A 25,026-nucleotide genomic window follows, 5' to 3' on the forward strand; every position below is an offset into this window, starting at 1 on the left:
GTGACGGCGCCTGCTGCGTTCGACCCCGATCTGCGGTGGCGGCTGCACCACCAGGTGGCCGTGCGCCCCGAACCGTTCGGGGCGCTGCTGTACCACTTCGGGACGCGCAAGCTGTCCTTCCTGAAGAACCGCACGATCGTCGACGTGGTGAACTCGCTTCCCGAGCACCGCGACGCCCGCTCGGCCTGTCGGGCAGCGGGTATCGACGATGCGCAACAGGCGCCGTACCTGCACGCCCTCGGCGTGCTCGTCCAATCCAAGATGCTCGTCTGCGAGGAGACGCCATGACCGCCGAAGCGGCGCCCGTACCCCGTCTGGTCGAACAGTTCGAGCACGGCCTCGACGCACCGATCTGCCTTACGTGGGAACTCACCTACGCCTGCAACCTGGCCTGCGTGCACTGCCTGTCCTCCTCGGGCAAACGCGATCCTCGCGAGCTGTCCACGCAGCAGTGCAAGGACATCATCGACGAGCTCGAGCGCATGCAGGTGTTCTACGTCAACATCGGTGGCGGGGAACCCACGGTGCGGCCGGACTTCTGGGAGCTGGTCGACTATGCGACCGCCCACCACGTCGGGGTGAAGTTCTCGACCAACGGCGTGCGCATCACCCCGGAGGTCGCCGCCAAGCTCGCCGCCAGCGACTACGTCGACGTTCAGATCTCCCTCGACGGCGCGACCGCCGAGATCAACGACGCCGTCCGCGGCCCCGGCTCCTTCGCGATGGCCGAGCGCGCCCTGGAGAACCTCGCCGCCGCGGGCTTCAAGGACGCCAAGATCTCCGTCGTCGTCACCCGGCACAACGTCGGCCAGCTCGACGACTTCGCTGCGCTGGCGAGCCGGTACGGCGCCACCCTGCGCATCACCAGGCTGCGTCCCTCCGGCCGCGGCGCCGACGTGTGGGACGATCTGCACCCCACCGCCGAGCAGCAGGTGCAGCTCTACAACTGGCTCGTCGCCAAGGGTGAGCGGGTGCTCACCGGCGATTCGTTCTTCCACCTCTCGGGTCTGGGCGAGCCGGGTGCGCTGGCCGGGCTGAACCTGTGCGGCGCCGGACGCGTGGTCTGCCTGATCGACCCGGTGGGCGACGTGTACGCCTGCCCGTTCGCCATCCACGACACGTTCTTGGCCGGAAACATCTTGTCCGACAACGGATTCCAGAACGTCTGGCAGAACTCCGAACTGTTCCGCGAACTGCGCGAGCCGCAGTCGGCGGGGGCCTGCAGCGGTTGCGGGCACTACGACGCCTGCCGCGGCGGATGCATGGCGGCGAAGTTCTTCACCGGTCTGCCGCTCGACGGTCCCGACCCGGAGTGCGTGCAGGGGTACGGCGCGCCGGCCCTCGAACTCGACCGGGTCAAGCCCAAGCCCAGCGGCGACCACTCGCGCGGGACAAAGCTGACCGGTCCCGTACCGCTCACTCTGCTGACCAAGCCGCCCGCTCGGCTGTGCAACGAAAGCCCGGTGTAGTCATGGCGCGCGATACCTGGTTCGAGACCGTCGCCATCGCCCAGCAGCGGGCGAAGAAGCGGTTGCCCAAGTCCGTGTACTCCTCGCTGATCTCCGCCAGCGAAAAGGGTGTGACGGTCTCCGACAACGTGGAGTCCTTCTCCGAGCTCGGCTTCGCACCGCACGTCGTCGGTGTCGCCGAGAAGCGTGACCTGTCGACAACGGTGATGGGGCAAGAGATCTCGATGCCGGTCATGATCTCGCCGACCGGCGTGCAGGCCGTGGACCCCGACGGTGAGGTGGCGGTGGCGCGCGCGGCGGCCGCCCGGGGCACCGCGATGGGGTTGTCCTCGTTCGCCAGCAAGCCGATCGAGGAGGTCATCGCCGCCAACCCCAAGCTGTTCTTCCAGATCTACTGGCTGGGCGGCCGCGAGGCGATCCTGGAGCGGGCGCAGCGAGCCAGGGAGGCCGGCGCGGTCGGGTTGATCGCCACGACCGACTGGAGCTTCTCCCACGGTCGCGACTGGGGCAGCCCCAAGATCCCCGAGCAGATGAACCTCAAGACGATGTTGAGGATGTCGCCCGAGGTGCTCACCAAGCCGCGCTGGCTGTGGGATTTCGGGAAGACGCTGAGCCCGCCCGATCTGCGGGTCCCCAATCAGGGCCGCCGCGGTGAGCCCGGACCGCCGTTCTTCCAGGCCTACGGCGAGTGGATGGGGACGCCGCCGCCCACCTGGGAGGACATCGCCTGGTTACGCGAACGGTGGGACGGTCCGTTCATGCTCAAGGGAATCGTGCGGGTGGACGACGCCAAACGCGCTGTTGACGCGGGTGTTTCAGCCATCTCGGTGTCCAACCACGGTGGGAACAACCTCGACGGCACCCCGGCCGCGATCCGGTGCCTGCCCGCCGTCGCCGACGCTGTGGGCGACCAGGTCGAGGTCCTGCTCGACGGAGGTATCCGGCGCGGCAGCGACGTCGTCAAGGCCCTGGCGCTCGGTGCCCGCGCGGTGATGATCGGCCGGGCCTACCTGTGGGGACTCGCGGCGAACGGACAGGCAGGCGTCGAGAACGTCCTGGACATCCTGCGCGGCGGCATCGACTCCGCGCTGATGGGCCTCGGACGTGCCTCGATCCACGATCTGGGGCCCGACGACATCCTCGTGCCCGACGGTTTCACCCGTGCGCTCGGCGTGCCGGCCGGGAACGACAACTGATCGGCTGAACCACCTGCTGTGACACAGGGGGCAGACGGTGCTGCCGGGGTGGAATCTTTTCAATCCCGTACACCAACAAACGGCGCACGCCAGGTGAATTCGGCTTACCATCGCGGGGTGGCTTTTCCCAGCGAGCTGGGGAACTCGACGTCGAGGCAGCTGCGTGCGACATCGACGGCGTTGATCGTTCCCCTAGGTTCCACCGAGCAGCATGGACCTCACCTTCCGCTGGACACCGACACCCGCATCGCCACCGCGGTGGCCCGCGCGGTCGCGGGCACCCTGCCGCCGTCCTGGTCGCTGGCCCCCGCCATCGGCTACGGCGCCAGCGGCGAACACGAGAGCTTCCCCGGCACCATCTCGATCGGCACCGCCGCACTGCGCCTGCTGCTGGTCGAATTCGGCAGATCGGCCACCAACTGGGCGTCGCGGGTGGTGTTCCTCAACGGCCACGGCGGCAACACCGAGGCCCTCGCCGGCGCGACGGCACTGCTGCGCTACGAGGACCGCGACGTCGCCTGGTGCCCATGCATCGCCGACGATTCCGACGCCCACGCCGGCCACACCGAAACGTCCGTACTGCTGCACATCTCACCCGGCGACGTGCACACCGACCACTGGGAGCGCGGCAACACCGCACCGCTGCGCGACCTGATGCCGCAGCTGCGTCGGGGCGGTGTCGCGGCGGTCAGCGAGGTCGGCGTGCTCGGCGACCCCACCACGGCCACCGACACCGACGGCGCACGGCTGTTCGACGAGATGGTGCGGCACTGCATCGACCGGATCGCGCGTTGGGCGCCGGACCGCAACGGGATGCTGCGGTGACCGGGCCCCGGCTGCCCGACGGGTTTGCCGTCCAGGTCGACCGGCGGGTCAAGGTGCTCGGTGAGGGGGCAGCGCTGCTCGGCGGGTCGCCCACCCGGTTGCTGCGGCTCGCCCCGGCCGCGCAGACCATGCTCAGCGGCGGCCGCCTCGAGGTGCACGACGCCACCAGTGCCCAGCTGGCCCGCACCCTGCTGGACGCCACCGTCGCCCACCCGCGACCCGCGAGCGGCCCGTCGCACCGTGACGTGACGATCGTGATCCCGGTGCGCGACAACCTTTTCGGACTTCAGCGCCTCGTCGGTTCGTTGCGCGGTCTGCGCGTCGTCGTCGTCGACGACGGATCCGCGACGCCGGTCGAGCCCAGCGATCTGGCCGGTGTGCACTGCGACGTGCAGTTGATCCGACACGATCACAGCAGGGGACCCGCGGCCGCCCGCAACACCGGCGCCGCGGCGTGTTCGACCGACTTCGTCGCGTTCCTCGACTCCGACGTCCTCCCGCGACGGGGATGGCTCGAGGCGTTGCTGGGCCACTTCTGCGACCCGGCGGTGGCGTTGGTGGCGCCGCGCATCGTGGGGCTCGGCACCGCCGACAACCCGGTGGCGCGGTACGAGGCGGTGCGCTCCTCGCTCGACCTCGGGCACCGCGAGGCGCCGGTGGTGCCCTACGGTCCGGTGTCCTACGTGCCGAGCGCCGCGATCATCTGCCGGCGGCGCACGCTCGAGGAGGTCGGCGGCTTCGACGAGACGCTGCAGTCGGGTGAGGACGTCGACCTGTGCTGGCGGCTCGTGGAGGCCGGAGCGCGGCTGCGCTACGAACCGATCGCCCTGGTCGCCCACGACCACCGGACCGAGCTGGGGGAGTGGTTCCTCCGCAAGGCCTTCTACGGCAAGTCCGCGGCGCCACTGTCGGTGCGGCATCCGGGCAAGACCGCGCCGCTGGTGATCTCGGGGTGGACGCTGGTGACCTGGGTGCTGATGGCGATGGGCAGCTGCATCGGCTACCTCGCATCGGTCCTCGTCGCCGGCCTGACCGCCCGGCGGGTGGCCAATTCGTTGCGTTCGGTCGAGACCGGGCCCCGGCAGGTGGCCGCGATCGCCGCGCACGGACTGTGGTCGGCGGCGCTGCAACTGGCGTCGGCGATCTGCCGGCACTACTGGCCGATCGCGCTGCTGGCGGCGCTGGTGTCGCGTCGCTGCCGGCAGGCGGTGCTGATCGCCGCGGTCGTCGACGGAGTCGTGGACTGGGCCGCCCGCCGTCGCACCACCGACGAGGACGCCCAACAGGTCGGGTTGCTGACCTACGTGCTGCTGCGCCGGCTGGACGACATCGCCTACGGGCTGGGGCTGTGGACCGGGGTGGTGCGCGAACGCCACCTCGGTGCGCTCAAACCGCAGATCCGAACATAAAGGCTGCCTTGCCCGCAGCCACCGCCCGCGCTCGCGACGTGCTGATCGTCGGTGCTGGAAGCGCCGGATCAGTACTGGCCGAAGGTCTTTCCGCCGATCCGCAGTGCCACGTCACCGTGGTCGAGGCCGGACCGGCGCCGTCCGACCCGCGGGTGGCAGAGCAGATCAGCGACGGGTTGCGGCTGCCGATCGGCACCGCCAGTTCGGTGGTCCGGCACTACCTGACCACCCTCACCGACGACCCCGTCCGTCGTGCGCAGATCACCCGGGGTGCGGTCGTCGGCGGGTCGGGCGCGGTCAACGGCGGATACTTCTGCCGCGGGCTGCCCGCCGATTTCGACGGGTGGGGAGTGCCCGGCTGGACATGGCGCGACGTGCTGCCGCATTTCCGGGCGATCGAGACCGACCTCGACTTCGGCGGGCCGCTACACGGCCACAACGGACCCATCCGGATCAGCCGGGTGCGCGACTTCGACGGGTGCACCGCGTCTTTCGTCGAGGCCACCCGGCGGGCCGGCTTCCGCTGGGTCGAGGATCTGAGCGGACTCGACGCGGGTGTGTCCGCCGACGGCGTCGGTGCGGTGCCGCTGAACGTCGACAGCGGAACCCGCGTGGGACCGGGTGGGGCGTTCCTGCAGCCGGCGCTCGAGCGGGACAACCTCGACCTGCTGTGCGACACGCGCGTGAGGCGGGTCCACATCACGCGGGGCCGGGCGGTGGCCGTCGACTGCGTGGGTCCGGCAGGTCCCCGAACCGTGACAGCGGACCGGATCGTGCTCTGCGCCGGAGCGATCGCCACCGCGCAGCTGCTGATGCTGTCCGGTGTCGGGCCCGCAGATGCGTTGCGCGAGCTAGAAATCGGTGTTTGGGCGGATCTGCCCGTCGGTGCGTCCACCTCCGACCATCCGGAGTGGGTGATTCCGGTGGGGTGGACGCCGACGCACGACCTGCCTCCGCTGGAGGCGGTGCTCACCACCGAGTCGGGTTTGGAGATCCGGCCTTACACATCGGGTTTCGTGGCGATGGTGCACGGTCCCGGGCATGATCCGGCCGACAGTCCGCATGTCGGCGTGGCGTTGATGCGGCCGCGGTCCAGGGGCCGCCTCGCTCTCGCGTCAGCCGATCCGCTGGTCCCCCCGCTGATCGAACACCGCTACGACAGCGAACCCGACGACGTGGCCGACCTCGCCGCGGGTGCCGCGATGGCGCACGAGATCATCAGCGGCACAGTGTCTTCGGGTGACCCATCCTGGTCGACGTCACAGCATCTGACCGGGACGGCGCCGATGGGCGGCGATGACGACCCGTCCGCAGTGCTCGACGGGCGGTGCCGGGTGCGCGGCGTCGACGGGCTGTGGGTGGTCGACGGTTCGGTGATGCCGGCCATCACCAGCCGCGGCCCGCATGCGACGATCGCGATGATCGGTCACCGGGCGGTGGAGTTCATCGCGGGCTGAGGGGTGCCAGCGCCTCGGCCAGGCGGGTGGCGGCCGCCACGCCGTCGACCACCGGGACACCGAGCCGCCGCGACAGCGGTTCGGCGAAGCGGGCCATCGCCGCACAGCCGAGCACGATCGAGCGGCTCCCGTCGGCGCGCAGCGCACGCTCGCACAGGTCGGCGATCGGGTCGATGGTGGCCGGATCGGAGTCGATGCGCAGCACCGGAATGTCGCAGGCGTACACGCCCAGGCAGGCCGACGGGGTGTACGCCTTGGCCAGCTGCCATCCGCGCGGCACCGTCGCGGACATCGACGTCACCACCGAGAAGCTCCCGGCGACCAGCGCAGCCGTGTGCATGGCCGCCTGGGCGATGCCGAACACCGGAGCGTCGACCAGCCCGCGCGCCTCGTCGAGGCCCGGGTCGCCGAAACACGCGATGACGTAGACGTCCGGGCGCTCCGACGGCCGGCGCGCGGCAGAATCCCGAACGACATCGAGAAGATGTGGGACACAATGATGTTCGTCCGATTCGTTCTCGATGCTGGCGGGCCCGTCGGCGGGATTCACCGCCTCGACGAGCGTGTCCGGGCGGGCCACCGCGGCGGCGCTCGCGGCGATGGCGGCCGTCATCGCCGCAGTCGTGTTCGGGTTCACCAGGAGCAACCGCACGACTGGAGAGCCTACGGCTGAACCTCCGCGGGCGCCGAGCGGTTCTCGTCTGCTCGTCGCCGCCGCCGGATCGCGGCCCACTGCCCTCCGTCCCGACCGGGTGACCAGATCGCCACGAACACCGCCCCGACCACCAATAGCGCCGAGAGTACGAACAACGCCTGGTCGGCGGCCTGCATGAACGCGTCTCGGGCGAAGTCGGCCAACTGCTCGCCCTGCGGACCCATCTGTTCGGAGATCGACAACGCATTGGCCAGCGAATCGGTTGCGGCGTCGCGGATCTGCTCGGGCAGAGCGGCGAGCTTCGGGGCCAGCGCGCTCTGGTACACGGCGGCCAGCACCGATCCCGCCACCGCGATGCCGACGGCGGCGCCGACCTCGCGGGTGGCGTCGTTGACCGCCGAGGCGACGCCCTGCTTCTCGTCCGGCACGGCGTTCATGATCGCCGACGTCGTCGGCGCCGTGCACAGTCCGATGCCCGACGCGGCGAGCAGCATCGGCCACATGAGGTCCAGGAAGGTCGCGTCGGCCTCCAGGAACCGCATGAGGAACAGGCCCGAGGCAAGCAGGAGCAGGCCGACCGTGACCGCGAAGCGCAGACCCACCTTCGGCAGATACAGCGGCAGTGTGCCGCCGAGAATCAGCACCGGAAAAGCCAACGGCGACAGCGCGAATGCCGTCTCCAGCGCGCTGTAGCCCATGACCAGCTGCATGAACTGCATCGCGACGTAGAAGAACCCGAAGTTCGCGATGAACAGGAACGTGATGCCCACCGCGCCGGTGGCGAAATCCGGCCGTCGGAAGAGCCGGACGTCGAGCAGCGGATGCGCACGGCGCAGCTGCACCATCGCGAACAACACGGCCAGCACCACCCCGGCGCCCAGGCAGCCGAGCACGGCCGGGTCGGTCCACCCGCGTGCCGGAGCCTCGACCACACCCAGCACGAACACCGCGATCGCGGTGCCGATCAGCGCGGCGCCCACCCAGTCGATGGGGGTGGCGGTCTCGTCGCGGGAGGAGCCGATGGTGCAGGTCGCCACGAACATCAGCAGCGCCCCGCCGGCGAACATGTAGAAGATCGACTGCCACGAGAAGAAGTGCAGCAGAATGCCGGTGCCGAGGAACCCGAACACCGCTCCGGAACCCGCGACGCCGGCCCAGATGCCGACCGCCTTGTTGCGCTCCGACTTCGGGAACGCGGCGGTCAGCAGGGAGAGGGTGGCGGGCATGATGAACGCGGCGCCGACGCCTGCGACGGCCCGCGCGATGATGATCTGCATCGGACTGTCCAGGAACACCGGTGCCAGCGACGCCAGGGAGAAGATCGCGAGACCGACCAGCAGCGCACCGCGTCTGCCGTACCGGTCGCCGATGGCGCCGGCAGGCAGGAGGAGACACGCCAGCGCCAGCGTGTAGCCGTCAACGATCCAGGTGAGCTGGGCCTGGGTCGCGGAGGTCTGGAGCGCGATGTCGGGCAGTGCGGCGTTGAGCGCCACCATCGACGAGATGACCATCAAGACGTCGACGCTGGCGACGGCGAGCAGCCAGATCCGCTTTCGGTTGGACAGCGTGGCGATCTCAGTGTCGTCGAGTCCGGTGCGTGGGAGGGTGTCGACCATGTCGTCTCTCTTCAGCAGGGTTTCGAGAGCGCACCCCCAAAACGTGTAACGAGACTAACAGTCTCGTAGCTAGACCGATAGTCTTGTTACCCGGCTGGGAGATGATGTAAACGATGACTGACGCCAACGCTGACCCGCGCCCCGCCCGTTCGCGCGCCCGCCTCCTCGAGGCCGCGACGACGTTGCTGCGCACGGGCGGGCCCCACGCGGTGACGATCGATGCGGTCACCCGCACCGCCAACGTCGCCAGGGCGACGCTCTACCGGCATTTCACCGGTGCCAACGACCTGTTGGCGGCGGCCTTCCAGAGCCTGCTGCAGCCGGCCCCGATGCCGCCGGTCGAGGGCGGCCTACGGGACCAGCTGATCGCGGTGGTCGTCGGCTGGGCCGACGCGATCTCGGAGGTGCCGACCACCCTGGCCGCGATGACGTGGCTCGCCTCGGGGCCCGACCTCGGGCCGTGGGCCGAGGCGCGAGACCCCCATGCGGGCGGCTCGGTCGCCTCGCTGCGCGAGCGGATCCTGCAGTACTACGCCGCACCGTTCGACGCGATCTTCGACGGCCCCGCGGCCGCCGACCTCGTCCTCGACGAGAAGGGCCGCATCCAGGCCATCGCCCTGCTGATCGGTCCGCTGATCCTCGGCCGGATGAGCACCCTGGCCGACTTCGACTACCGCGCGTGCGCCGAGGCGGCCGTGGACGGTTTCCTGGCCACCCACACCGTCAGCGCAACGCGTACCGAATCGGCAGGTGCTTGAGCCCGCCGACGAAGACGGTCGACGACAATTCGGGTTCGCCGGCCAGCTCGATGTGGTCCAGGCGCGGCAGCAGTTCGGTGAACAGGCTGTTCATCTCCATCCGCGCCAGGGCGGCGCCCAGGCAGAAGTGCACGCCGTAGCCGAAGGCGAGGTGCTTGTTCGGGTCGCGGCCGACGTCGAAGCGGAACGGCTCGTCGAAGATCTCTTCGTCCCGGTTCGCGGAAACGTATGCGAGATAGACGGATTCGCCCTTCGCGATCGGCACGCCGCGCACCTCGGTGTCTTCGGCGGCGGTGCGCATGAACTCCTTGACCGGAGTGGACCAGCGGATCATCTCCTCCACCGCCGTGCCCATCAGGCTGGGATCGTCCTTCAGACGCTGCAGTTCGCCCGGGTTCTCGATGAGTGCGAGGAGGCCGCCCGAGATCGCGTCCTTGGTGGTGTCGTGACCGGCGCTGGCCACGATCACGTAGTAGGACGCGGTGTCGACGTCGGACAGCGGTTCACCGTCGATGCGCCCGTTGGCGATCGCGGACGCGAGGTCGCCGGTCGGATGCTCCCGGCGTGAGGCCGTCAACCGAGCGAAGTAATCGAAGAAGTCGAGCAGCACCGCCATCTGCTCCTCCGGCGTGGTGCCGCGCTTGTACTCCTCGTCGTCGCCGCCGAACAACTCCTGGGTCAGGGCGTGCATCCGGCCGAAGTCCTCTTCGGGCAACCCGAGCAGCGACATGATCACGTACAGCGGGAAGTTGACCGCGATCTCGGTGACGAAGTCGCATTCCGGGCCGATGTCGCGCATCTTGTCGACGTAGCGTTTGGCCAGCTCGTCGACGCGGATCTTCAAGTCGCGCATTGCTTTCGGGCGGAACCAGTCCGCGCCGATGGCCCTCACCTTGCGGTGGTGCGGATCATCCATGTGGATCAGGGTCCGCAGCCCCATCCCGGCCTCGAGCTGGGCCTTGGCGAGGTCGTCGGCCTCCGCGGTGGACAGCAGCGGACGCGGCTCCGACAGGAACAGGTCGTTGGCCCGTTCGATCGCCATGATGTCGGCGTGTTTGGTGATCGCCCAGAACGGCCGGTACGGCGGGTTGTCCACCCACGCCACCGGGTTGTTGGCCCGCAGGTGGGTCAGTGCCGCGTGCAGGCGCTGGTCGTCGGCGTACGCCGACGGGTCGGCCAGGACCTTGGCTGCCTCGTCCATCGTCGGTGTGCTCATGGGACTCCTCACACGGCTGTTCTTGACGGCTGTCATAAACAAGCTTATGTGATCGGAACCACTGGGGACAGCTCAGGGTTACCTGTGTCACTCCCGCGTCAGCGCAGCGAATACCGGATGGGCAGGTGCTTGAGGCCCCCGACGAAGATCGTCGCGATGAACTCGGGATCGCCCGCGAGTTCGATGGACTCCAGGCGCGGCACCAGTTCGGTGAAGAAGCTGTTGATCTCCATCCGCGCCAGCGCGGCGCCGAGGCAGAAGTGCACGCCGTAGCCGAACGACAGGTGCTTGTTCGGGTCGCGGCCGACGTCGAAGCGGAACGGCTCCTCGAAGATGTCCTCGTCGCGGTTGGCCGAGACATAGGACAGCAGGACCGACTCGCCCTCGGCGATCGGCACGCCGCGCACCTCGGTGTCCGCGGTGGCGGTGCGCATGAACTCCTTCACCGGTGTGGTCCACCGGATCATCTCCTCGACCGCGGTGCCTATCAGTTCCGGTTGGGCCTTGAGCCGGGCCAGTTGGTCCTGGTTCTCGATCAGGGCGAGCAGGCCACCGGAGATGGCGGCACTGGTGGTGTCGTGTCCGGCGCTGGCCACGATCACGTAATAGGACAGGCAATCGATGTCGTTGAGGAACTCGCCGTCGATCTTGGCGTTCGCGATGGCCGAGGCCAGGTCGTCGGTGGGGTGTGCGCGGCGTTCGGCGGTCAGCGCGGTGAAGTAGCGGAAGAAGTCGGTGATGACCTCGTGCAGTTCCTCGGGGCTCTTGCCCCGGGTGAACTCGTCGTCGTCGCCGCCGAACATCTCCTGGGTGAGCTTGAGCATCCGGCCGAAGTCGGACTCGGGCAGGCCCAGCAGGGAGAGGATCACGTACAGCGGGAAGTTCACCGCGACCTCCTGGACGAAGTCGCACTCCGGGCCGTTGGCCACCATCTTGTCGACGTAGATCTTGGCCAGCTCGTCGACGCGGGCCTTCAACGCGCGCATGGCCTTGGGACGGAACCAGTCCGCGCCGACCCTGCGGATGTCGCGGTGCAGCGGGTCGTCCATGTGGATCAGCGTGCGGATCCCGCCGCCGGCGGCGAGGTTGGCCTGGGACAGGTCGTCGGTGGCGGCCGTGACGAGCATCGGGCGCGGGGCGTTGATCCACAACTCGTTGTCACGCTCGATGGCCATGATGTCGGCGTGTTTGGTGACCCCCCAGAAGGGCCGGTAGTCGGGGACGTCGACCAGGGACACCGGCGCGTGCTCGCGCAGGTGGGCCAGCGCGGCGTGCAGGCGCGCCTCGTCGGCGTAGGCCTTCGGATCGGCGAGAACCTTCGCCGCGTCGTCGACGATCAGACTGCTCATGATTCCTCGCTCGAAAAGATGACTTGACGGGTGTCAAAAGTGAGCTTATGTGATCGCCGACACGACCGGTAGTCGAGGTCCCGCCTGCGCCTCAGTACTGTCGGGGGCGTGCAGCCCGGACCGGTTCGCCACCGCCGGTCGGCGGCGCTTCTCCTGGCGCTCGCGCTGGTCGTCGGATGCACGACCGGCGGACCGCCGGACCGGCCCGACGCCGCGGCGAACCCCGACCCCGCATTGGTCCGCACCGCCTCCGGCGCGCTGCGCGGCACGGTCGGCGCCGACCACCGCCTGTTCGCCGGCATCCCCTACGCGGCGCCGCCCGTCGGCGAACTGCGCTGGCGTCCACCCGAACCCGCCGCGGCGTGGGACGGAGAACGCCAGGCCACCTGGTCCGGTCCGCGCTGCCTGCAGGATCCGGGCGGTGACCTGGAGCTCGGCAGGCAGACCGACGAGGACTGCCTGACGCTCAACGTGTGGACGCCGCCGGTGTCGACGGAGAGACGCCCGGTGATGGTGTGGATCCACGGCGGCGCGTTCGTCAACGGCAGCGGCGGGATCTACGACGCCCGCCGGCTGGCCGCCCGCGGCGACATCGTCGTCGTCACCGTCAACTACCGCCTCGGCACCATGGGGTTCCTGGCGCACCCTGCGCTGGGGGAGCCCGGCGACGTCGGCAACTACGGGCTGGCCGATCAGCAGGCCGCGCTGCGGTGGGTGCGCGACAACATCGCCGACTTCGGCGGCGACCCCGAGAAGGTGACCGTGGCCGGTGAATCCGCCGGCGGGATGTCGGTGTGCGACCACCTCGTCGCGCCCGGCTCCGAGGGACTTTTCCGGGCAGCCATCGTCCAGAGCGCACCCTGTCAGGCGCAGGCCCCGCTGCCCGTGGCCGAGCGTCGCAGCCTCGACTACGCCGCCGACGTGGGCTGCCCGGATCCGACGACCGCCGCGCAGTGCCTGCGCGCGCTGCCCGCCGACACGCTGCGCAAACCCGTCTGGTTCGTCGAGATCGGGGCCGACCAGCTCACCGGGCCGGTCACCGGCACCAGAGCCCTGCCGGTCGATCCGGTCCGGGCCATCGCCGACGGGGCGGCGGCCAAGGTGCCGGTCCTGATCGGCACGAACCGCGACGAGTTCACGCTCTTCGTCGCGCTGCGCTACCTCCAGCACGACGACCGGTACACCCCCGAGCAGTACCCCGGCCTGCTGGCCGACACCTTCGGCCCGGACGCCGAGCAGGTCGCCGCGCGCTACCCGATCGACCACTTCGGGCCCGACCCTCGCCGGAGCGTCCCGCTCGCCTACGCCGCCACCGTCACCGACGGTGAATTCGCCTGCATCGCCGATCGCATGGCCGCCGAACTCGGCGGTGCCGGCGCACCCGTCTACGCCTACGAGTTCAACGACCGGGCGGCCCCGGCCCCCGAGCCACTGCAGACGCTGCCGTTCCCCGTCGGCGCCAGCCACTCACTCGAGTTGCGCTATCTGTTCGACGTCGGCGGGGCGCCGCCGCTGAACCCCGCCCAGCAGACGCTGTCCGACCAGATGATCGACTACTGGAGCGCCTTCGTGGCCGCAGGCGTGCCGTCGGCCCCCGGCGCGCCCGAATGGCCGCAGTTCGGGGCCGGCTCCCATCTGTCTCTGCACCCCGGCGGCAACACGGTGACGAGGGATTACGCGCAGGAACACCAATGCGCATTCTGGGCCGACCTGGAAGACTGAGAGAGCGGTCGCCCGCAGGTCCGCAGGGATTTGGACGAGGCCCGATCGTCAGGCATACTGTTCGGGTTGCCTTGAGCCGGGACGGTGCCTGTTCGGACCGCCTCGCAGAGGCATCCGACCGGCGCCCGCACGGGCGCATCGGTCCCACCTCTCGAGTGTGACGGATTTCCGCCGGATTCGAGTGCGCGTAGGGCGACACACCCGACCGCGGGGACCGGTGGACCACAGACAGGTAAACAGCGGCGGCAACAGCCGACACCAGGCCGCGCTGGGGTTTCCCAGCGCGGGCAACAAGCAGGAGTGAGGTAGGAAAAGCGTGGCGGGACAAAAGATCCGCATCAGGCTCAAGGCCTACGACCACGAGGCCATCGACGCCTCGGCGCGCAAGATCGTGGAGACGGTCACCCGTACCGGTGCCAGCGTGGTGGGCCCCGTGCCGCTGCCGACCGAGAAGAACGTGTACTGCGTCATCCGCTCACCGCACAAGTACAAGGACTCGCGTGAGCACTTCGAGATGCGGACGCACAAGCGGCTGATCGACATCCTCGACCCGACGCCGAAGACCGTCGACGCGCTCATGCGCATCGACCTCCCGGCCAGCGTCGACGTCAACATCCAGTAGGAGACCCAGAACAAATGGCTAGAAAAGGCATTTTGGGCACCAAGCTGGGCATGACGCAGGTGTTCGACGAGAACAACAAGGTCGTGCCGGTGACGGTCGTCAAGGCCGGGCCCAACGTCGTGACGCGCATCCGTACCCCGGAGCGTGACGGTTACAGCGCGGTGCAGATCGCCTACGGCGAGATCAGCCCGCGCAAGGTCACCAAGCCGGTGACCGGTCAGTTCGCCGCCGCAGGCGTCAACCCGCGCCGCCATCTCGCCGAGCTCCGGCTCGACGACGAGGCCGCGGCCGCCGACTACGAGGTCGGCCAGGAGCTCACGGCGGAGGTCTTCGCCGAGGGCGCCTACGTCGACGTGACCGGCACCAGCAAGGGCAAGGGCTTCGCCGGCACCATGAAGCGCCACGGCTTCCGTGGCCAGGGCGCCGCGCACGGCGCCCAGGCCGTGCACCGCCGGCCCGGTTCGATCGGTGGCTGCGCCACCCCGGGCCGCGTGTTCAAGGGCACCCGCATGTCGGGCCGCATGGGCAGCGACCGGGTCACCACGCAGAACCTGGTGGTGCACAAGGTCGACGCCGAAAAGGGCGTTCTCCTGATCAAGGGCGCCATCCCCGGCCGCAACGGTGGACTGGTGATGGTCCGCAGCGCAATCAAGCGAGGCGAGAAGTAAATGGCAACCACAATCGAGGTCAAGACGCCGGCCGGGACCACCGACGGCTCCGTCGAACTGCCCGCTGAGCTGTTCGACGTCGAGGCCAACATCGCGCTGATGCACCAGGTCGTGACCGCGCAACTGGCCGCCAAGCGGCAGGGCACGCACTCGACCAAGACCCGCGGTGAGGTCTCCGGCGGCGGCAAGAAGCCGTACCGGCAGAAGGGCACCGGCCGCGCGCGTCAGGGTTCGACCCGGGCTCCGCAGTTCACCGGTGGCGGCACCGTCCACGGCCCGCAGCCGCGCGACTACAGCCAGCGCACCCCGAAGAAGATGATCGCCGCCGCCCTGCGCGGGGCGCTCTCGGACCGGGCGCGCAACGGCCGTATCCACGCGGTCACCGAGCTGGTGGAGGGTCAGACTCCGTCGACCAAGAGCGCCAAGGCGTTCCTGTCGTCGCTTCTGTCCGAGCGCGCGGCCGAGAACCACAAGGTTCTGATCGTCATCGGCCGCACCGATGAGACCAGCGAGCGCAGCGTGCGCAACCTGCCCGGGGTGCACATCATCTCGCCGGATCAGCTCAACACCTACGACGTGCTCAAGGCCGACGACGTGGTCTTCAGCGTCGAGGCGCTGAACGCGTATATCAGCGCGCAGACAGCACGCACCGAAAAGGAAGGTGTTAAGGCCTGATGGCAACCGTGACCGATCCCCGCGACATCATCCTGGCGCCGGTCATCTCGGAGAAGTCCTATGGACTGATCGAGGACAACGTCTACACGTTCATCGTGCACCCGGACTCGAACAAGACCCAGATCAAGATCGCCATCGAGAAGATCTTCAAGGTCAAGGTCGATTCCGTGAACACGGCCAACCGGCAGGGCAAGCGCAAGCGCACCCGCACCGGCTTCGGGCAGCGCAAGAGCACCAAGCGCGCGATCGTGACGCTGGCCGCGGGAAGCAAGCCGATCGACCTGTTCGGAGCACCGGCCTGAGCCGGGCGAGAAGCTGGAGAGACTGAAGAGAAATGGCAATTCGCAAGTACAAGCCGACGACCCCCGGTCGCCGCGGTGCCAGCGTCTCCGATTTCGCCGAGATCACTCGCTCGACCCCGGAGAAGTCGCTGGTTCGTCCGCTGCACGGTAAGGGCGGACGCAACGCGCACGGTCGGATCACCACCCGGCACAAGGGCGGTGGCCACAAGCGTGCCTACCGCGTCATCGACTTCCGTCGCCACGACAAGGACGGCGTCGACGCCAAGGTCGCCCACATCGAGTACGACCCCAACCGCACCGCGAACATCGCGCTGCTGCACTACCTGGACGGCGAGAAGCGCTACATCATCGCGCCGTACGGGCTGAAGCAGGGCGCGATCGTGGAGTCCGGCGCCAACGCCGACATCAAGCCGGGCAACAACCTGCCGCTGCGCAACATCCCCGCCGGCACCGTGATCCACGCTGTGGAGCTGCGGCCCGGTGGCGGGGCGAAGCTGGCCCGCTCGGCCGGTGTCAGCATCCAGCTGCTGGGCAAGGAGGGCACCTACGCCTCCCTGCGTATGCCGTCCGGTGAGATCCGTCGCGTCGACGTGCGCTGCCGCGCCACCGTCGGCGAGGTCGGCAACGCCGAGCAGGCCAACATCAACTGGGGCAAGGCCGGCCGGATGCGGTGGAAGGGCAAGCGCCCGACCGTCCGTGGTGTCGTGATGAACCCGGTGGACCACCCGCACGGCGGTGGTGAGGGCAAGACCTCCGGTGGTCGCCACCCGGTCAGCCCGTGGGGCAAGCCCGAGGGCCGCACCCGCAAGCCGAACAAGCCGAGCGACAAGCTCATCGTCCGACGCCGGCGCACCGGCAAGAAGCGCTAGGCCGGGGAAGGAACCAAAGCGATGCCACGCAGCCTGAAGAAGGGCCCGTTCGTCGACGACCATCTGCTCAAGAAGGTCGACGTGCAGAACGAGAAGAACACCAAGCAGGTCATCAAGACCTGGTCGCGTCGGTCGACCATCATCCCTGACTTCATCGGTCACACCTTCGCGGTCCACGACGGCCGCAAGCACGTGCCGGTGTTCGTCACCGAGGCGATGGTCGGGCACAAGCTGGGCGAGTTCGCCCCCACCCGCACCTTCAAGGGTCACATCAAGGATGACCGGAAGAGCAAGAGGCGATGACTACCACGATTGAGTATCCGTCTGCGACGGCCAAGGCGCGCTTCGTGCGCGTCTCGGCGACCAAGGCGCGCCGGGTGATCGACCTGGTTCGCGGCAAGAGCGTCGAGGAAGCCCTCGACATCCTGCGGTGGGCGCCGCAGCAGGCCAGCGAGCCGGTTGCCAAGGTGATCGCCAGCGCCGCAGCCAACGCGCAGAACAACGAGGGTCTGGACCCGGCGACGCTCGTGGTCGCCGCGATCTACGCCGATGAGGGCCCGACGGCCAAGCGCATCCGCCCGCGTGCCCAGGGCCGCGCGTTCCGGATCCGCAAGCGCACCAGCCACATCACCGTGATCGTCGAGAGCCGGCCGCAGAAGAACCAAGGCGCTTCGGCTTCAGCGGCGCGCGCGCGTCGTGCGCAGGCCAGTAAGGCTGCGTCCTCGAAGACCGCCGCCGCCGATTCGAAGGGAGGCTCCGAGTAGTGGGCCAGAAGATCAACCCGCACGGCTTCCGCCTCGGCATCACCACCGACTGGAAGTCGCGGTGGTACGCGGACAAGCAGTACAAGGACTACGTCAAGGAAGACGTGGCGATCCGGCGGCTGCTGGCCACCGGTCTCGAGCGCGCCGGCATCGCCGACGTGGAGATCGAGAGGACTCGCGACCGGGTCCGTGTCGACATCCACACCGCGCGTCCGGGCATCGTCATCGGCCGCCGTGGCACCGAGGCCGACCGCATCCGCGCCGACCTGGAGAAGCTCACCAAGAAGCAGGTGCAGCTGAACATCCTCGAGGTGAAGAACCCTGAGTCGCAGGCTCAGCTCGTCGCCCAGGGTGTCGCCGAGCAGCTCTCGAATCGTGTGGCGTTCCGCCGCGCGATGCGCAAGGCGATCCAGTCCGCGATGCGTCAGCCGAACGTCAAGGGCATCCGGGTCCAGTGCTCGGGCCGCCTCGGTGGCGCCGAGATGAGCCGCTCGGAGTTCTACCGCGAGGGCCGCGTCCCGCTGCACACGCTGCGCGCCGACATCGACTACGGCCTGTACGAGGCCAAGACAACCTTCGGCCGCATCGGCGTGAAGGTGTGGATATACAAGGGCGACATCGTCGGTGGCAAGCGTGAGCTGACCGCCGCGGCGCCCGCGGGTGCCGATCGCCCGCGCCGTGAGCGTCCGTCGGGCAGCCGCCCGCGTCGCAGCGGTGCGTCGGGGACCACGGCCACCAGCACCGACGCCGGTCGTGCCGCCACCAGCGGCACCCAGGAAGCCCCGGCTGCGGCCGAGGCCGCCGCCGGCACCGAGGCAGCTGCCGGCGCGGCCGCCGAAACGACCACCCAGAATCCAGGGAGCTGAGCATGCTGATCCCTCGTAAGGTCAAGCACCGCAAGCAGCATCACCCCCGACAGCGCGGCATCGCCAGCGGTGGCACGTCGGTGAGCTTCGGTGACTATGGCATCCAGGCGCTCGAGCACGCCTACATCACCAACCGGCAGATCGAGTCCGCTCGTATCGCCATCAACCGGCACATCAAGCGTGGCGGCAAGGTGTGGATCAACATCTTCCCCGACCGTCCGCTGACCAAGAAGCCCGCCGAGACCCGCATGGGTTCCGGTAAGGGTTCGCCGGAGTGGTGGGTCGCCAACGTCAAGCCCGGCCGCGTGCTCTTCGAGTTGAGCTACCCGGACGAGAAGACCGCCCGTGACGCGCTGACCCGTGCGATCCACAAGTTGCCGATCAAGGCGCGCATCGTGACCAGAGAGGAGAACTTCTGATGGCAGTTGGAGTTTCGCCTGGTGAACTGCGCGAGCTGAGTGACGACGAGCTGACCGAGCGTCTGCGCGAGTCGAAGGAAGAGCTGTTCAACCTTCGCTTCCAGATGGCCACGGGCCAGCTGTCCAACAACCGCCGGCTTCGCGTCGTGCGGCAGGAGATTGCGCGCGTGTACACCGTGCTGCGCGAACGTGAACTGGGCCTGGCTTCCGGGCCCACAGGTGAGGAATCGTAATGGCAGAGACTGGAACCGATTCGGGCAAGGGGCCGGCCTACACCCCGCGCACCGAGAAGCCGCGTAACCGCCGCAAGACGGCCATCGGCTACGTGGTCAGCGACAAGATGGAAAAGACCATCGTGGTCGAGCTGGAGTCGCGTAAGAGCCACCCGCTCTACGGCAAGATCATCCGGACCACCACCAAGGTCAAGGCGCACGACGAGAACGGCGACGCCGGTGTCGGCGACCGCGTCTCGCTGATGGAGACCCGCCCGCTGTCGGCCACCAAGCGCTGGCGGCTGGTCGAAGTTCTCGAAAAGGCCAAGTAGCCACTTCCGCGGACAACCCGACACGCATTCGCGTGTCGGGTTTTTCCGTCTCAAGCGGGAGTGGTGCGCGCGGCGATGCCGTCGAGCAGCTGCGCCAGCCCGGACCGGAATCCGGCTTGTTCACCGTCGGGATCGTCGAACACGCCGGCGTCGACAGCCGCAGCCAAGGCGGGTAACCGGTCCGCGACGACCACGCGGCGCAAGACCGCGGAATAGCCGAACTCCCGGCCGGCGCCGTCCAGCGCGAGCGCGGCCGCACCCCGCACGAAATTCAAAATCGCCATCACGGCGGCGAGCTTGTCGCGTTCACTCAGGTGGGTGTCGGCCAGCGCCGCCAGCCCCGCATCGAGCCACGCCAGCTGCCCCGGGTCGAGCGGGGGGCCGGCCTTCGCGGTCTGCAGGATCCACCGATGCCGGTGGTAGATCGCCCAGAGGCCGTGTGCCCAATTCTCCAGCGCCGCGCGCCAATCCGCCTCACCGCGGGTCGGCGGTGGACCGGGCGCCTGCGACACCATGAACGTGAGCAGCTCGTCCTTGTTGGCGATGTGGCGGTAGAGCGACATCGTGCCGCAGTTCAGCCGCTCGGCGAGGCGGGCCATCGACAGCGCGGCGAGTCCCTCGGCGTCGGCGAGCTCGATCGCGGCGGCCACGATGAGGTGCCTGCTGAGCCCGCGCGGGCGAGCGGCATCGGGGGAGGGCTCCCGCCACAGCAGTTCCAGTGCCCGGGGGAGCGGTGCCTCATCACGATCGTCGCCTGACATCGCCTCGACCCTATCGGTCCCACACCCGATGCGTATGCCGTACGCTCCGTGCGTATGACATACGCATCCGCTCCCGGGCGCCGACCGTCGACGCCGCTGATCCTCGTCGTCCTTGCCGCGGCCGGCTTCCTGGCCTATTCCGTGCCGCCGTACCTGACGGGCGGCTCACGCGTTCCGCCGACCTTCACGCTGCACCACCCCCTCCTGGTGGCACACGTCCTGCTGGCCACCGTGGCGATGCTGGCCGTCGTCGCGCAGATGTGTGTCAGGCGCCCACGCGTGCACCCGTGGATCGGGCGGGTCTACGTGGTCACGGCCGTCCCGGCGGCGGCCTCGGCGTTGGTGATCGGCGCGCTGACGCCGTTCGGTCCGCTGCTCGCGGTGAGCAACGTGGTCCTGGCGACGCTGTGGCTCTGGTTCACGGTCGGCGGGTATCGGCACGCCCGCGGGCGTCGGTTCGGCGCCCATCGGCGGCACATGCTGTGCAGCGCGGTTCTCGCGCTGTCGGTGATCAGCAACCGGGTCTGGACGCCGGTGCTGTTTGTCGCACTGTATCCATTGCGCGACAGCGTGTTCCAGAGCAACGACGAACACTACCTCTGGTTGGTGGCCGGGTTGGGTGGATGGCTCGGATGGCTGTTGCCGTTGACGCTGCTGAATGTGTGGTTGCGACGGCATGATCCAGAACCGTCGCCCGTTCGGCGAGGACGACAGGGGCGTCCGGTGTAACCTCCGGCTGTGACGACCGATTTCAACGGCAAGATCGAGTTGGACATCCGCGACTCCGAGCCGGACTGGGGGCCGTACGCCGCGCCGACCGCGCCCGAGGGCGCCCCCAACGTGCTGTACCTCGTGTGGGATGACACCGGCATCGCGACATGGGACTGCTTCGGCGGACTGGTGGAGATGCCGGCGATGTCCCGCATCGCCGAGCGCGGGGTGCGCCTGTCGCAGTTCCACACCACGGCGCTGTGCTCGCCGACCCGGGCCTCCCTGCTGACCGGCCGCAATCCCACGACCGTCGGGATGGCCACCATCGAGGAGTTCACCGACGGCTTCCCGAACTCCAACGGCCGCATCCCCTTCGACACCGCGCTGATCTCGGAGGTCCTCGCGGAGAACGGGTACAACACCTACTGCGTCGGCAAGTGGCACCTCACGCCGCTCGAGGAATCGAATCTCGCCGCCACCAAACGGCACTGGCCGCTGTCGCGCGGGTTCGAACGGTTCTACGGGTTCATGGGCGGCGAGACCGACCAGTGGTATCCCGAACTCGTCTACGACAACCACCCGGTCGCCCCGCCGGGAACCCCCGACGACGGCTATCACCTGTCAAAAGATCTGGCCGACAAGACGATCGAGTTCATCCGCGACTCCAAGGTGATCGCACCGGACAAGCCGTGGTTTGCCTACGTCTGCCCCGGCGCCGGACATGCCCCGCACCACGTCTTCAAGGAGTGGGCCGACCGCTATGCAGGCCGCTTCGACATGGGCTACGAGCAATACCGCGACATCGTGCTCGAGAACCAGAAACAGCTCGGCATCGTCCCGCCGGACACCGAGCTGTCACCGGTGAACCCGTACGCCGACGTCACCGGACCCAACGGCGAGCCGTGGCCCGTCCAGGACACCGTGCGTCCGTGGGATTCGTTGTCCGACAGCGAGAAACGGTTGTTCAGCCGGATGGCGGAGGTGTTCGCCGGGTTCCTGTCCTACACCGACGCGCAGATCGGCAGGATCCTCGACTACCTGGAGGATTCGGGTCAGCTCGACAACACGATCATCGTCGTGATCTCCGACAACGGGGCCAGCGGCGAAGGCGGGCCCGACGGTTCGGTCAACGAGACGAAATTCTTCAACGGCTACATCGACACCGCCGAGGAAGGTCTGAAGGTCATCGACGACCTCGGCGGCCCGCACACCTACAACCACTATCCGACCGGCTGGGCGATGGCGTTCAACACGCCCTACAAGCTGTTCAAGCGCTACGCCTCCCACGAGGGCGGCATCGCCGACACCGCGATCATCTCCTGGCCCGACGGGATCGCCGCCCACGGCGAGGTACGCGACAACTACGTCAACGTCTGCGACATCACCCCCACCGTCTACGACCTGCTCGGCCTCACCGCCCCGGCATCGGTGCGCGGGGTGCCGCAGAAGCCGCTCGACGGTGTGAGTTTCACAGTGACACTTGACAATCCGACCGCGCCCACCGGTAAGGACACCCAGTTCTACTCGATGCTCGGCACCCGGGGGATCTGGCACAAGGGCTGGTTCGCCAACACCGTGCACGCGGCCTCGCCCGCCGGCTGGTCGCACTTCGACGAGGACCGGTGGGAGTTGTTCCACATCGAGGCCGACCGCGCGCAGGTGCGTGATCTGGCCGCCGAACATCCCGAGAAGCTCGAGGAACTCAAGGCGCTGTGGTTCAGCGAGGCGGGCAAGTACAACGGGCTGCCGCTCGGTGACCTCAACATCTTCGACACCATCGGGCGCTTCCGGCCCACCCTGTCGGGCGCCCGCGACGCCTACGTCTACTACCCGGGCACGGCGGACGTCGGCATGGGTGCCGTCGTCGAGATCCAGGGCCGCTCGTTCGTCGTGCTCGCCGAGGTCACCGTCGACGACGACGGCGCAGCCCAGGGTGTGGTGTTCAAACACGGCGGCGCACACGGCGGGCACGTGATGTTCGTGCAGGACGGCCGGCTGCACTACGTCTACAACTTCCTCGGCGAAACCGAACAGAAGCTGACGTCGTCGGTGCCGATCACGTCCGGCAGGCACACCTTCGGCATCGCCTACACCCGCACCGGCACCGTCGAGGGCAGCCACACACCCCTCGGTGACGCGGTGCTCTACATCGACGACGACGAGGTCGCCTCGTACCCGGGCATGATGAGCCACCCCGGGACGTTCGGTCTGGCCGGCGCCACGCTCGCCGTCGGGCGCAACACCGGGTCGCCGGTCTCGCGCGACTACCGGCCGCCTTTCGCGTTCACCGGCGGCACCATCGCCCAGATCTCGTTCGACGTCTCCGGCACGCCCTACCTCGATCTGGAGCGCGAGTTCGCCCGCGCGTTCGCGAGGGACTGACGCTTAGGCTGGACCCATGCTGACCGAGCTGGTCGAACTGCCCGGCGGCGCCTACCGGATGGGATCCACGCAGTTCTATCCGGAGGAAGTGCCGGTCCACACGGTGACGGTCGGACCGTTCGCGATCGAGCGGCACCCGGTCACGAACGCGCAGTTCGCCGACTTCGTCGACGCCACCGGCTACGTCACCGTCGCCGAACGGGCGCTCGACCCCGCGCTGTATCCGGGCGCCGCCCCTGCCGTCCTGGTACCCGGTGCGCTGGTGTTCCGGCCGACCCCGGGGCCGGTCGACCTGCGCGACTGGCGGCAGTGGTGGACGTGGTCGCCGGGGGCGTGCTGGCGCCACCCGTTCGGCCCGGACTCGGACTGGCGCGACCGCCCCGACCACCCCGTGGTCCAGGTCGCCTATCCGGACGCCGCCGCCTATGCGAAGTGGGCCGGACGGGCGTTGCCCTCCGAGGCGCAGTGGGAGTACGCGGCTCGCGCCGGAGTGGCCGCCACCTATCCGTGGGGGGACGACCCGCAACCCGGGGGCCGGCTGATGGCCAACACGTGGCAGGGCCGGTTCCCGTACCGCAACGACGGTGCGCTGGGCTGGGTCGGCACGTCGCCGGTCGGCGCGTTCCCCGCCAACGAGTTCGGCCTGGTCGACATGATCGGCAACGTGTGGGAGTGGACGACCACCCGGTTCTCGGCGCACCACCGGCCCGACGGCGCGATCGAATCCTGTTGCGGGCCGGCCGATTTCGATCCGTCCGTCAACCAGGCCCTCAAGGGCGGCTCGCACCTGTGCGCACCCGAGTACTGTCACCGGTACCGGCCCGCCGCGCGGTCGCCGCAGTCGCAGGACAGCGCCACGACGCACATCGGTTTCCGCTGCGTGGCCTGACGCGCGCGGTGCGCGGAAGCTGACCTGCGGCGATTTGGTTCTGCGCTGGCGCTCACCTAGAATCAAACGGTTGCCTTGGGCAGACCTCGGCCGATCATGTGTGACCGGCCCTGCGTGCTCTTCGGTGACAGCAAGGACCGCGTACGTCAGGTCGGTATCTGGCGTGCAGACATAACCAGGTCAGGAGATCGAGTGATTCAGCAGGAATCGCGGTTGAAGGTCGCCGACAACACGGGCGCCAAGGAGATCTTGTGCATCCGCGTTCTCGGTGGTTCATCGCGACGCTACGCAGGCATCGGTGATGTCATCGTGGCCACCGTCAAGGAAGCCATCCCGGGCGCCAACGTCAAGCGCGGCGACGTCGTGAAGGCCGTCGTGGTGCGCACCGTCAAGGAGCGCCGCCGCGCCGACGGCAGCTACATCAAGTTCGACGAGAACGCCGCGGTGATCATCAAGAACGACAACGACCCGCGCGGCACCCGCATCTTCGGGCCCGTCGGTCGCGAACTGCGCGAGAAGCGCTTCATGAAGATCGTCTCGCTCGCCCCGGAGGTGTTGTAGATGAAGGTCCACAAGGGCGACACCGTGCTGGTGGTCTCCGGCAAGGACAAGGGCGCCAAGGGCAAGGTCATCCAGGCCTACCCCGACCGCAACAAGGTCCTCGTCGAGGGCGTCAACCGGATCAAGAAGCACACCGCGCAGTCGGCCAACGAGCGCGGCGCGTCGTCGGGCGGCATCGTCACCCAGGAGGCGCCGATCCACGTGTCCAACGTGATGGTGGTCGACTCCGACGGCAACCCCACCCGAGTCGGCTACCGCTTCGACGAAGAGACCGGCAAGAAGGTGCGTATCTCGAAGCGCAACGGCAAGGACATCGGCTGA

28 protein-coding genes and 1 pseudogene are annotated in these 25,026 nt (G+C 68.7%); 24 read left to right on the top strand and 5 right to left on the bottom strand.

The genetic code is table 11. The features are described from left to right. The 6 genes from mftB (at position 1) to mftG (ending at position 6,356) form a co-directional block, all read left to right on the top strand. Complete coding sequence (mftB, locus tag AU196_RS18645) at positions 1-288, top strand: mycofactocin biosynthesis chaperone MftB (RefSeq protein WP_059096539.1); 288 nt, start codon at positions 1-3, stop codon at positions 286-288. Then, positions 285-1,469: a mycofactocin radical SAM maturase gene (gene mftC / locus AU196_RS18650; RefSeq protein ID WP_059096540.1), complete on the top strand. Its 1,185-nt coding sequence runs from the start codon at positions 285-287 to the stop codon at positions 1,467-1,469. The genes mftB and mftC overlap by 4 nt, the downstream gene beginning before the upstream one ends. A gap of 2 nt (positions 1,470-1,471) precedes the next feature. Beyond that, a complete protein-coding gene (gene mftD, locus AU196_RS18655; RefSeq protein ID WP_059096541.1) occupies positions 1,472-2,665 on the top strand; it encodes a pre-mycofactocin synthase MftD in 1,194 nt (397 codons plus the stop codon). A 93-nt stretch (positions 2,666-2,758) separates the two neighbouring features. Further along, on the top strand, positions 2,759-3,490 hold the full coding sequence (mftE, locus tag AU196_RS18660) for a mycofactocin biosynthesis peptidyl-dipeptidase MftE (protein WP_197415837.1): 732 nt from the start codon (positions 2,759-2,761) through the stop codon (positions 3,488-3,490). Beyond that, positions 3,487-4,899 (top strand): mycofactocin biosynthesis glycosyltransferase MftF, encoded by a 1,413-nt coding sequence (mftF, locus tag AU196_RS18665; RefSeq protein WP_059096662.1) that lies wholly within the window; start codon positions 3,487-3,489, stop codon positions 4,897-4,899. The genes mftE and mftF overlap by 4 nt, the downstream gene beginning before the upstream one ends. A gap of 38 nt (positions 4,900-4,937) precedes the next feature. Then, a complete protein-coding gene (mftG, locus tag AU196_RS18670) occupies positions 4,938-6,356 on the top strand; it encodes a mycofactocin dehydrogenase MftG (protein WP_197415843.1) in 1,419 nt (472 codons plus the stop codon). On the opposite strand, the gene AU196_RS18675 is transcribed toward mftG, so the two are convergent. Further along, positions 6,343-7,008: an aspartate/glutamate racemase family protein gene (locus tag AU196_RS18675; protein ID WP_059096543.1), complete on the bottom strand. Its 666-nt coding sequence runs from the start codon at positions 7,006-7,008 to the stop codon at positions 6,343-6,345. The two genes, mftG and AU196_RS18675, sit on opposite strands and share 14 nt — an antisense overlap. 11 nt (positions 7,009-7,019) lie before the next feature. Then, positions 7,020-8,627 (bottom strand): MFS transporter, encoded by a 1,608-nt coding sequence (locus AU196_RS18680; protein ID WP_059096544.1) that lies wholly within the window; start codon positions 8,625-8,627, stop codon positions 7,020-7,022. Between the two features lie 113 nt (positions 8,628-8,740). On the opposite strand from AU196_RS18680, the gene AU196_RS18685 reads away from it, so the two are divergent. Then, positions 8,741-9,385, top strand: a complete 645-nt coding sequence (locus AU196_RS18685) for a TetR/AcrR family transcriptional regulator (RefSeq protein ID WP_059096545.1) — start codon at positions 8,741-8,743, stop codon at positions 9,383-9,385. On the opposite strand, the gene AU196_RS18690 is transcribed toward AU196_RS18685, so the two are convergent. After that, on the bottom strand, positions 9,351-10,601 hold the full coding sequence (locus tag AU196_RS18690; RefSeq protein WP_059096546.1) for a cytochrome P450: 1,251 nt from the start codon (positions 10,599-10,601) through the stop codon (positions 9,351-9,353). The two genes, AU196_RS18685 and AU196_RS18690, sit on opposite strands and share 35 nt — an antisense overlap. Positions 10,602-10,699: 98 nt before the next feature. Further along, positions 10,700-11,950: a cytochrome P450 gene (locus AU196_RS18695; protein ID WP_059096547.1), complete on the bottom strand. Its 1,251-nt coding sequence runs from the start codon at positions 11,948-11,950 to the stop codon at positions 10,700-10,702. A 108-nt stretch (positions 11,951-12,058) separates the two neighbouring features. Here AU196_RS18695 and AU196_RS18700 point away from each other — a divergent pair, with 108 nt between their 5' ends. The 12 genes and pseudogenes from AU196_RS18700 to rpsQ all read left to right on the top strand — a co-directional run bounded on the left by AU196_RS18700 (position 12,059) and on the right by rpsQ (position 19,401). Continuing rightward, positions 12,059-13,672, top strand: coding sequence for a carboxylesterase/lipase family protein (locus tag AU196_RS18700; protein WP_059096548.1), 1,614 nt, complete (start codon positions 12,059-12,061; stop codon positions 13,670-13,672). A 316-nt stretch (positions 13,673-13,988) separates the two neighbouring features. Beyond that, positions 13,989-14,294 carry a 30S ribosomal protein S10 gene (gene rpsJ / locus AU196_RS18705; RefSeq protein ID WP_003883485.1) on the top strand — a complete coding sequence of 102 codons (306 nt, stop codon included), beginning with the start codon at positions 13,989-13,991 and terminating at the stop codon, positions 14,292-14,294. Between the two features lie 14 nt (positions 14,295-14,308). Beyond that, entirely contained in the window at positions 14,309-14,962 is a 654-nt protein-coding gene (gene rplC / locus AU196_RS18710) for a 50S ribosomal protein L3 (protein ID WP_059096549.1), read from the top strand. Continuing rightward, the gene (rplD, locus tag AU196_RS18715) at positions 14,963-15,637 is read left to right on the top strand and encodes a 50S ribosomal protein L4 (protein WP_059096550.1); all 675 of its coding nucleotides are present in this window, start codon (positions 14,963-14,965) and stop codon (positions 15,635-15,637) included. Beyond that, positions 15,637-15,939: a 50S ribosomal protein L23 gene (gene rplW, locus AU196_RS18720; RefSeq protein WP_059096551.1), complete on the top strand. Its 303-nt coding sequence runs from the start codon at positions 15,637-15,639 to the stop codon at positions 15,937-15,939. Before rplD ends, rplW begins: the two co-directional genes overlap by 1 nt. A gap of 32 nt (positions 15,940-15,971) precedes the next feature. Next, positions 15,972-16,808: a 50S ribosomal protein L2 gene (gene rplB, locus AU196_RS18725; RefSeq protein ID WP_059096552.1), complete on the top strand. Its 837-nt coding sequence runs from the start codon at positions 15,972-15,974 to the stop codon at positions 16,806-16,808. 21 nt (positions 16,809-16,829) lie between these two features. Next, entirely contained in the window at positions 16,830-17,111 is a 282-nt protein-coding gene (gene rpsS, locus AU196_RS18730; RefSeq protein WP_003892827.1) for a 30S ribosomal protein S19, read from the top strand. Further along, positions 17,108-17,557: pseudogene (gene rplV / locus AU196_RS18735) on the top strand (50S ribosomal protein L22); the annotation flags it as partial. The gene rpsS and the pseudogene rplV, both read left to right, overlap by 4 nt. Before the next feature lie 14 nt (positions 17,558-17,571). Continuing rightward, positions 17,572-18,438 carry a 30S ribosomal protein S3 gene (rpsC, locus tag AU196_RS18740; RefSeq protein ID WP_059096554.1) on the top strand — a complete coding sequence of 289 codons (867 nt, stop codon included), beginning with the start codon at positions 17,572-17,574 and terminating at the stop codon, positions 18,436-18,438. A gap of 2 nt (positions 18,439-18,440) precedes the next feature. Next, a complete protein-coding gene (rplP, locus tag AU196_RS18745) occupies positions 18,441-18,857 on the top strand; it encodes a 50S ribosomal protein L16 (protein WP_059096555.1) in 417 nt (138 codons plus the stop codon). Continuing rightward, positions 18,857-19,090 carry a 50S ribosomal protein L29 gene (gene rpmC / locus AU196_RS18750; RefSeq protein WP_059096556.1) on the top strand — a complete coding sequence of 78 codons (234 nt, stop codon included), beginning with the start codon at positions 18,857-18,859 and terminating at the stop codon, positions 19,088-19,090. Before rplP ends, rpmC begins: the two co-directional genes overlap by 1 nt. Continuing rightward, positions 19,090-19,401 (top strand): 30S ribosomal protein S17, encoded by a 312-nt coding sequence (rpsQ, locus tag AU196_RS18755; RefSeq protein WP_059096557.1) that lies wholly within the window; start codon positions 19,090-19,092, stop codon positions 19,399-19,401. Before rpmC ends, rpsQ begins: the two co-directional genes overlap by 1 nt. A 50-nt stretch (positions 19,402-19,451) precedes the next feature. Here rpsQ and AU196_RS18760 read toward each other — a convergent pair whose 3' ends face one another. After that, positions 19,452-20,162 carry a TetR/AcrR family transcriptional regulator gene (locus AU196_RS18760; protein WP_059096558.1) on the bottom strand — a complete coding sequence of 237 codons (711 nt, stop codon included), beginning with the start codon at positions 20,160-20,162 and terminating at the stop codon, positions 19,452-19,454. A 54-nt stretch (positions 20,163-20,216) separates the two neighbouring features. On the opposite strand from AU196_RS18760, the gene AU196_RS18765 reads away from it, so the two are divergent. The 5 genes from AU196_RS18765 to rplX all read left to right on the top strand — a co-directional run bounded on the left by AU196_RS18765 (position 20,217) and on the right by rplX (position 25,026). Beyond that, positions 20,217-20,891, top strand: a complete 675-nt coding sequence (locus AU196_RS18765; protein WP_059096559.1) for a DUF2306 domain-containing protein — start codon at positions 20,217-20,219, stop codon at positions 20,889-20,891. Between the two features lie 9 nt (positions 20,892-20,900). After that, positions 20,901-23,255 (top strand): arylsulfatase, encoded by a 2,355-nt coding sequence (locus tag AU196_RS18770; RefSeq protein WP_059096560.1) that lies wholly within the window; start codon positions 20,901-20,903, stop codon positions 23,253-23,255. 16 nt (positions 23,256-23,271) lie between these two features. Next, positions 23,272-24,144, top strand: a complete 873-nt coding sequence (locus AU196_RS18775) for a formylglycine-generating enzyme family protein (protein ID WP_059096561.1) — start codon at positions 23,272-23,274, stop codon at positions 24,142-24,144. Positions 24,145-24,336: 192 nt separating this feature from the next. After that, entirely contained in the window at positions 24,337-24,705 is a 369-nt protein-coding gene (rplN, locus tag AU196_RS18780; RefSeq protein ID WP_011558441.1) for a 50S ribosomal protein L14, read from the top strand. Beyond that, complete coding sequence (gene rplX / locus AU196_RS18785) at positions 24,706-25,026, top strand: 50S ribosomal protein L24 (RefSeq protein WP_059096562.1); 321 nt, start codon at positions 24,706-24,708, stop codon at positions 25,024-25,026.

This window comes from Mycobacterium sp. IS-1742 (assembly GCF_001500125.1).
Lineage (GTDB): Bacteria > Actinomycetota > Actinomycetes > Mycobacteriales > Mycobacteriaceae > Mycobacterium.

Coding starts and splice junctions, on each gene's coding strand:
- mftC (WP_059096540.1), top strand. CDS start 285: ATGACCGCCGAAGCGGCGCCCGTACCCCGTCTGGTCGAACAGTTCGAG.
- mftD (WP_059096541.1), top strand. CDS start 1,472: ATGGCGCGCGATACCTGGTTCGAGACCGTCGCCATCGCCCAGCAGCGG.
- AU196_RS18680 (WP_059096544.1), bottom strand. CDS start 8,627: ATGGTCGACACCCTCCCACGCACCGGACTCGACGACACTGAGATCGCC.
- AU196_RS18685 (WP_059096545.1), top strand. CDS start 8,741: ATGACTGACGCCAACGCTGACCCGCGCCCCGCCCGTTCGCGCGCCCGC.
- AU196_RS18690 (WP_059096546.1), bottom strand. CDS start 10,601: ATGAGCACACCGACGATGGACGAGGCAGCCAAGGTCCTGGCCGACCCG.
- AU196_RS18695 (WP_059096547.1), bottom strand. CDS start 11,950: ATGAGCAGTCTGATCGTCGACGACGCGGCGAAGGTTCTCGCCGATCCG.
- rplC (WP_059096549.1), top strand. CDS start 14,309: ATGGCTAGAAAAGGCATTTTGGGCACCAAGCTGGGCATGACGCAGGTG.
- rplD (WP_059096550.1), top strand. CDS start 14,963: ATGGCAACCACAATCGAGGTCAAGACGCCGGCCGGGACCACCGACGGC.
- rplW (WP_059096551.1), top strand. CDS start 15,637: ATGGCAACCGTGACCGATCCCCGCGACATCATCCTGGCGCCGGTCATC.
- rplB (WP_059096552.1), top strand. CDS start 15,972: ATGGCAATTCGCAAGTACAAGCCGACGACCCCCGGTCGCCGCGGTGCC.
- rpsS (WP_003892827.1), top strand. CDS start 16,830: ATGCCACGCAGCCTGAAGAAGGGCCCGTTCGTCGACGACCATCTGCTC.
- rplP (WP_059096555.1), top strand. CDS start 18,441: ATGCTGATCCCTCGTAAGGTCAAGCACCGCAAGCAGCATCACCCCCGA.
- rpmC (WP_059096556.1), top strand. CDS start 18,857: ATGGCAGTTGGAGTTTCGCCTGGTGAACTGCGCGAGCTGAGTGACGAC.
- rpsQ (WP_059096557.1), top strand. CDS start 19,090: ATGGCAGAGACTGGAACCGATTCGGGCAAGGGGCCGGCCTACACCCCG.
- AU196_RS18760 (WP_059096558.1), bottom strand. CDS start 20,162: ATGTCAGGCGACGATCGTGATGAGGCACCGCTCCCCCGGGCACTGGAA.
- AU196_RS18765 (WP_059096559.1), top strand. CDS start 20,217: ATGACATACGCATCCGCTCCCGGGCGCCGACCGTCGACGCCGCTGATC.
- AU196_RS18775 (WP_059096561.1), top strand. CDS start 23,272: ATGCTGACCGAGCTGGTCGAACTGCCCGGCGGCGCCTACCGGATGGGA.
- rplX (WP_059096562.1), top strand. CDS start 24,706: ATGAAGGTCCACAAGGGCGACACCGTGCTGGTGGTCTCCGGCAAGGAC.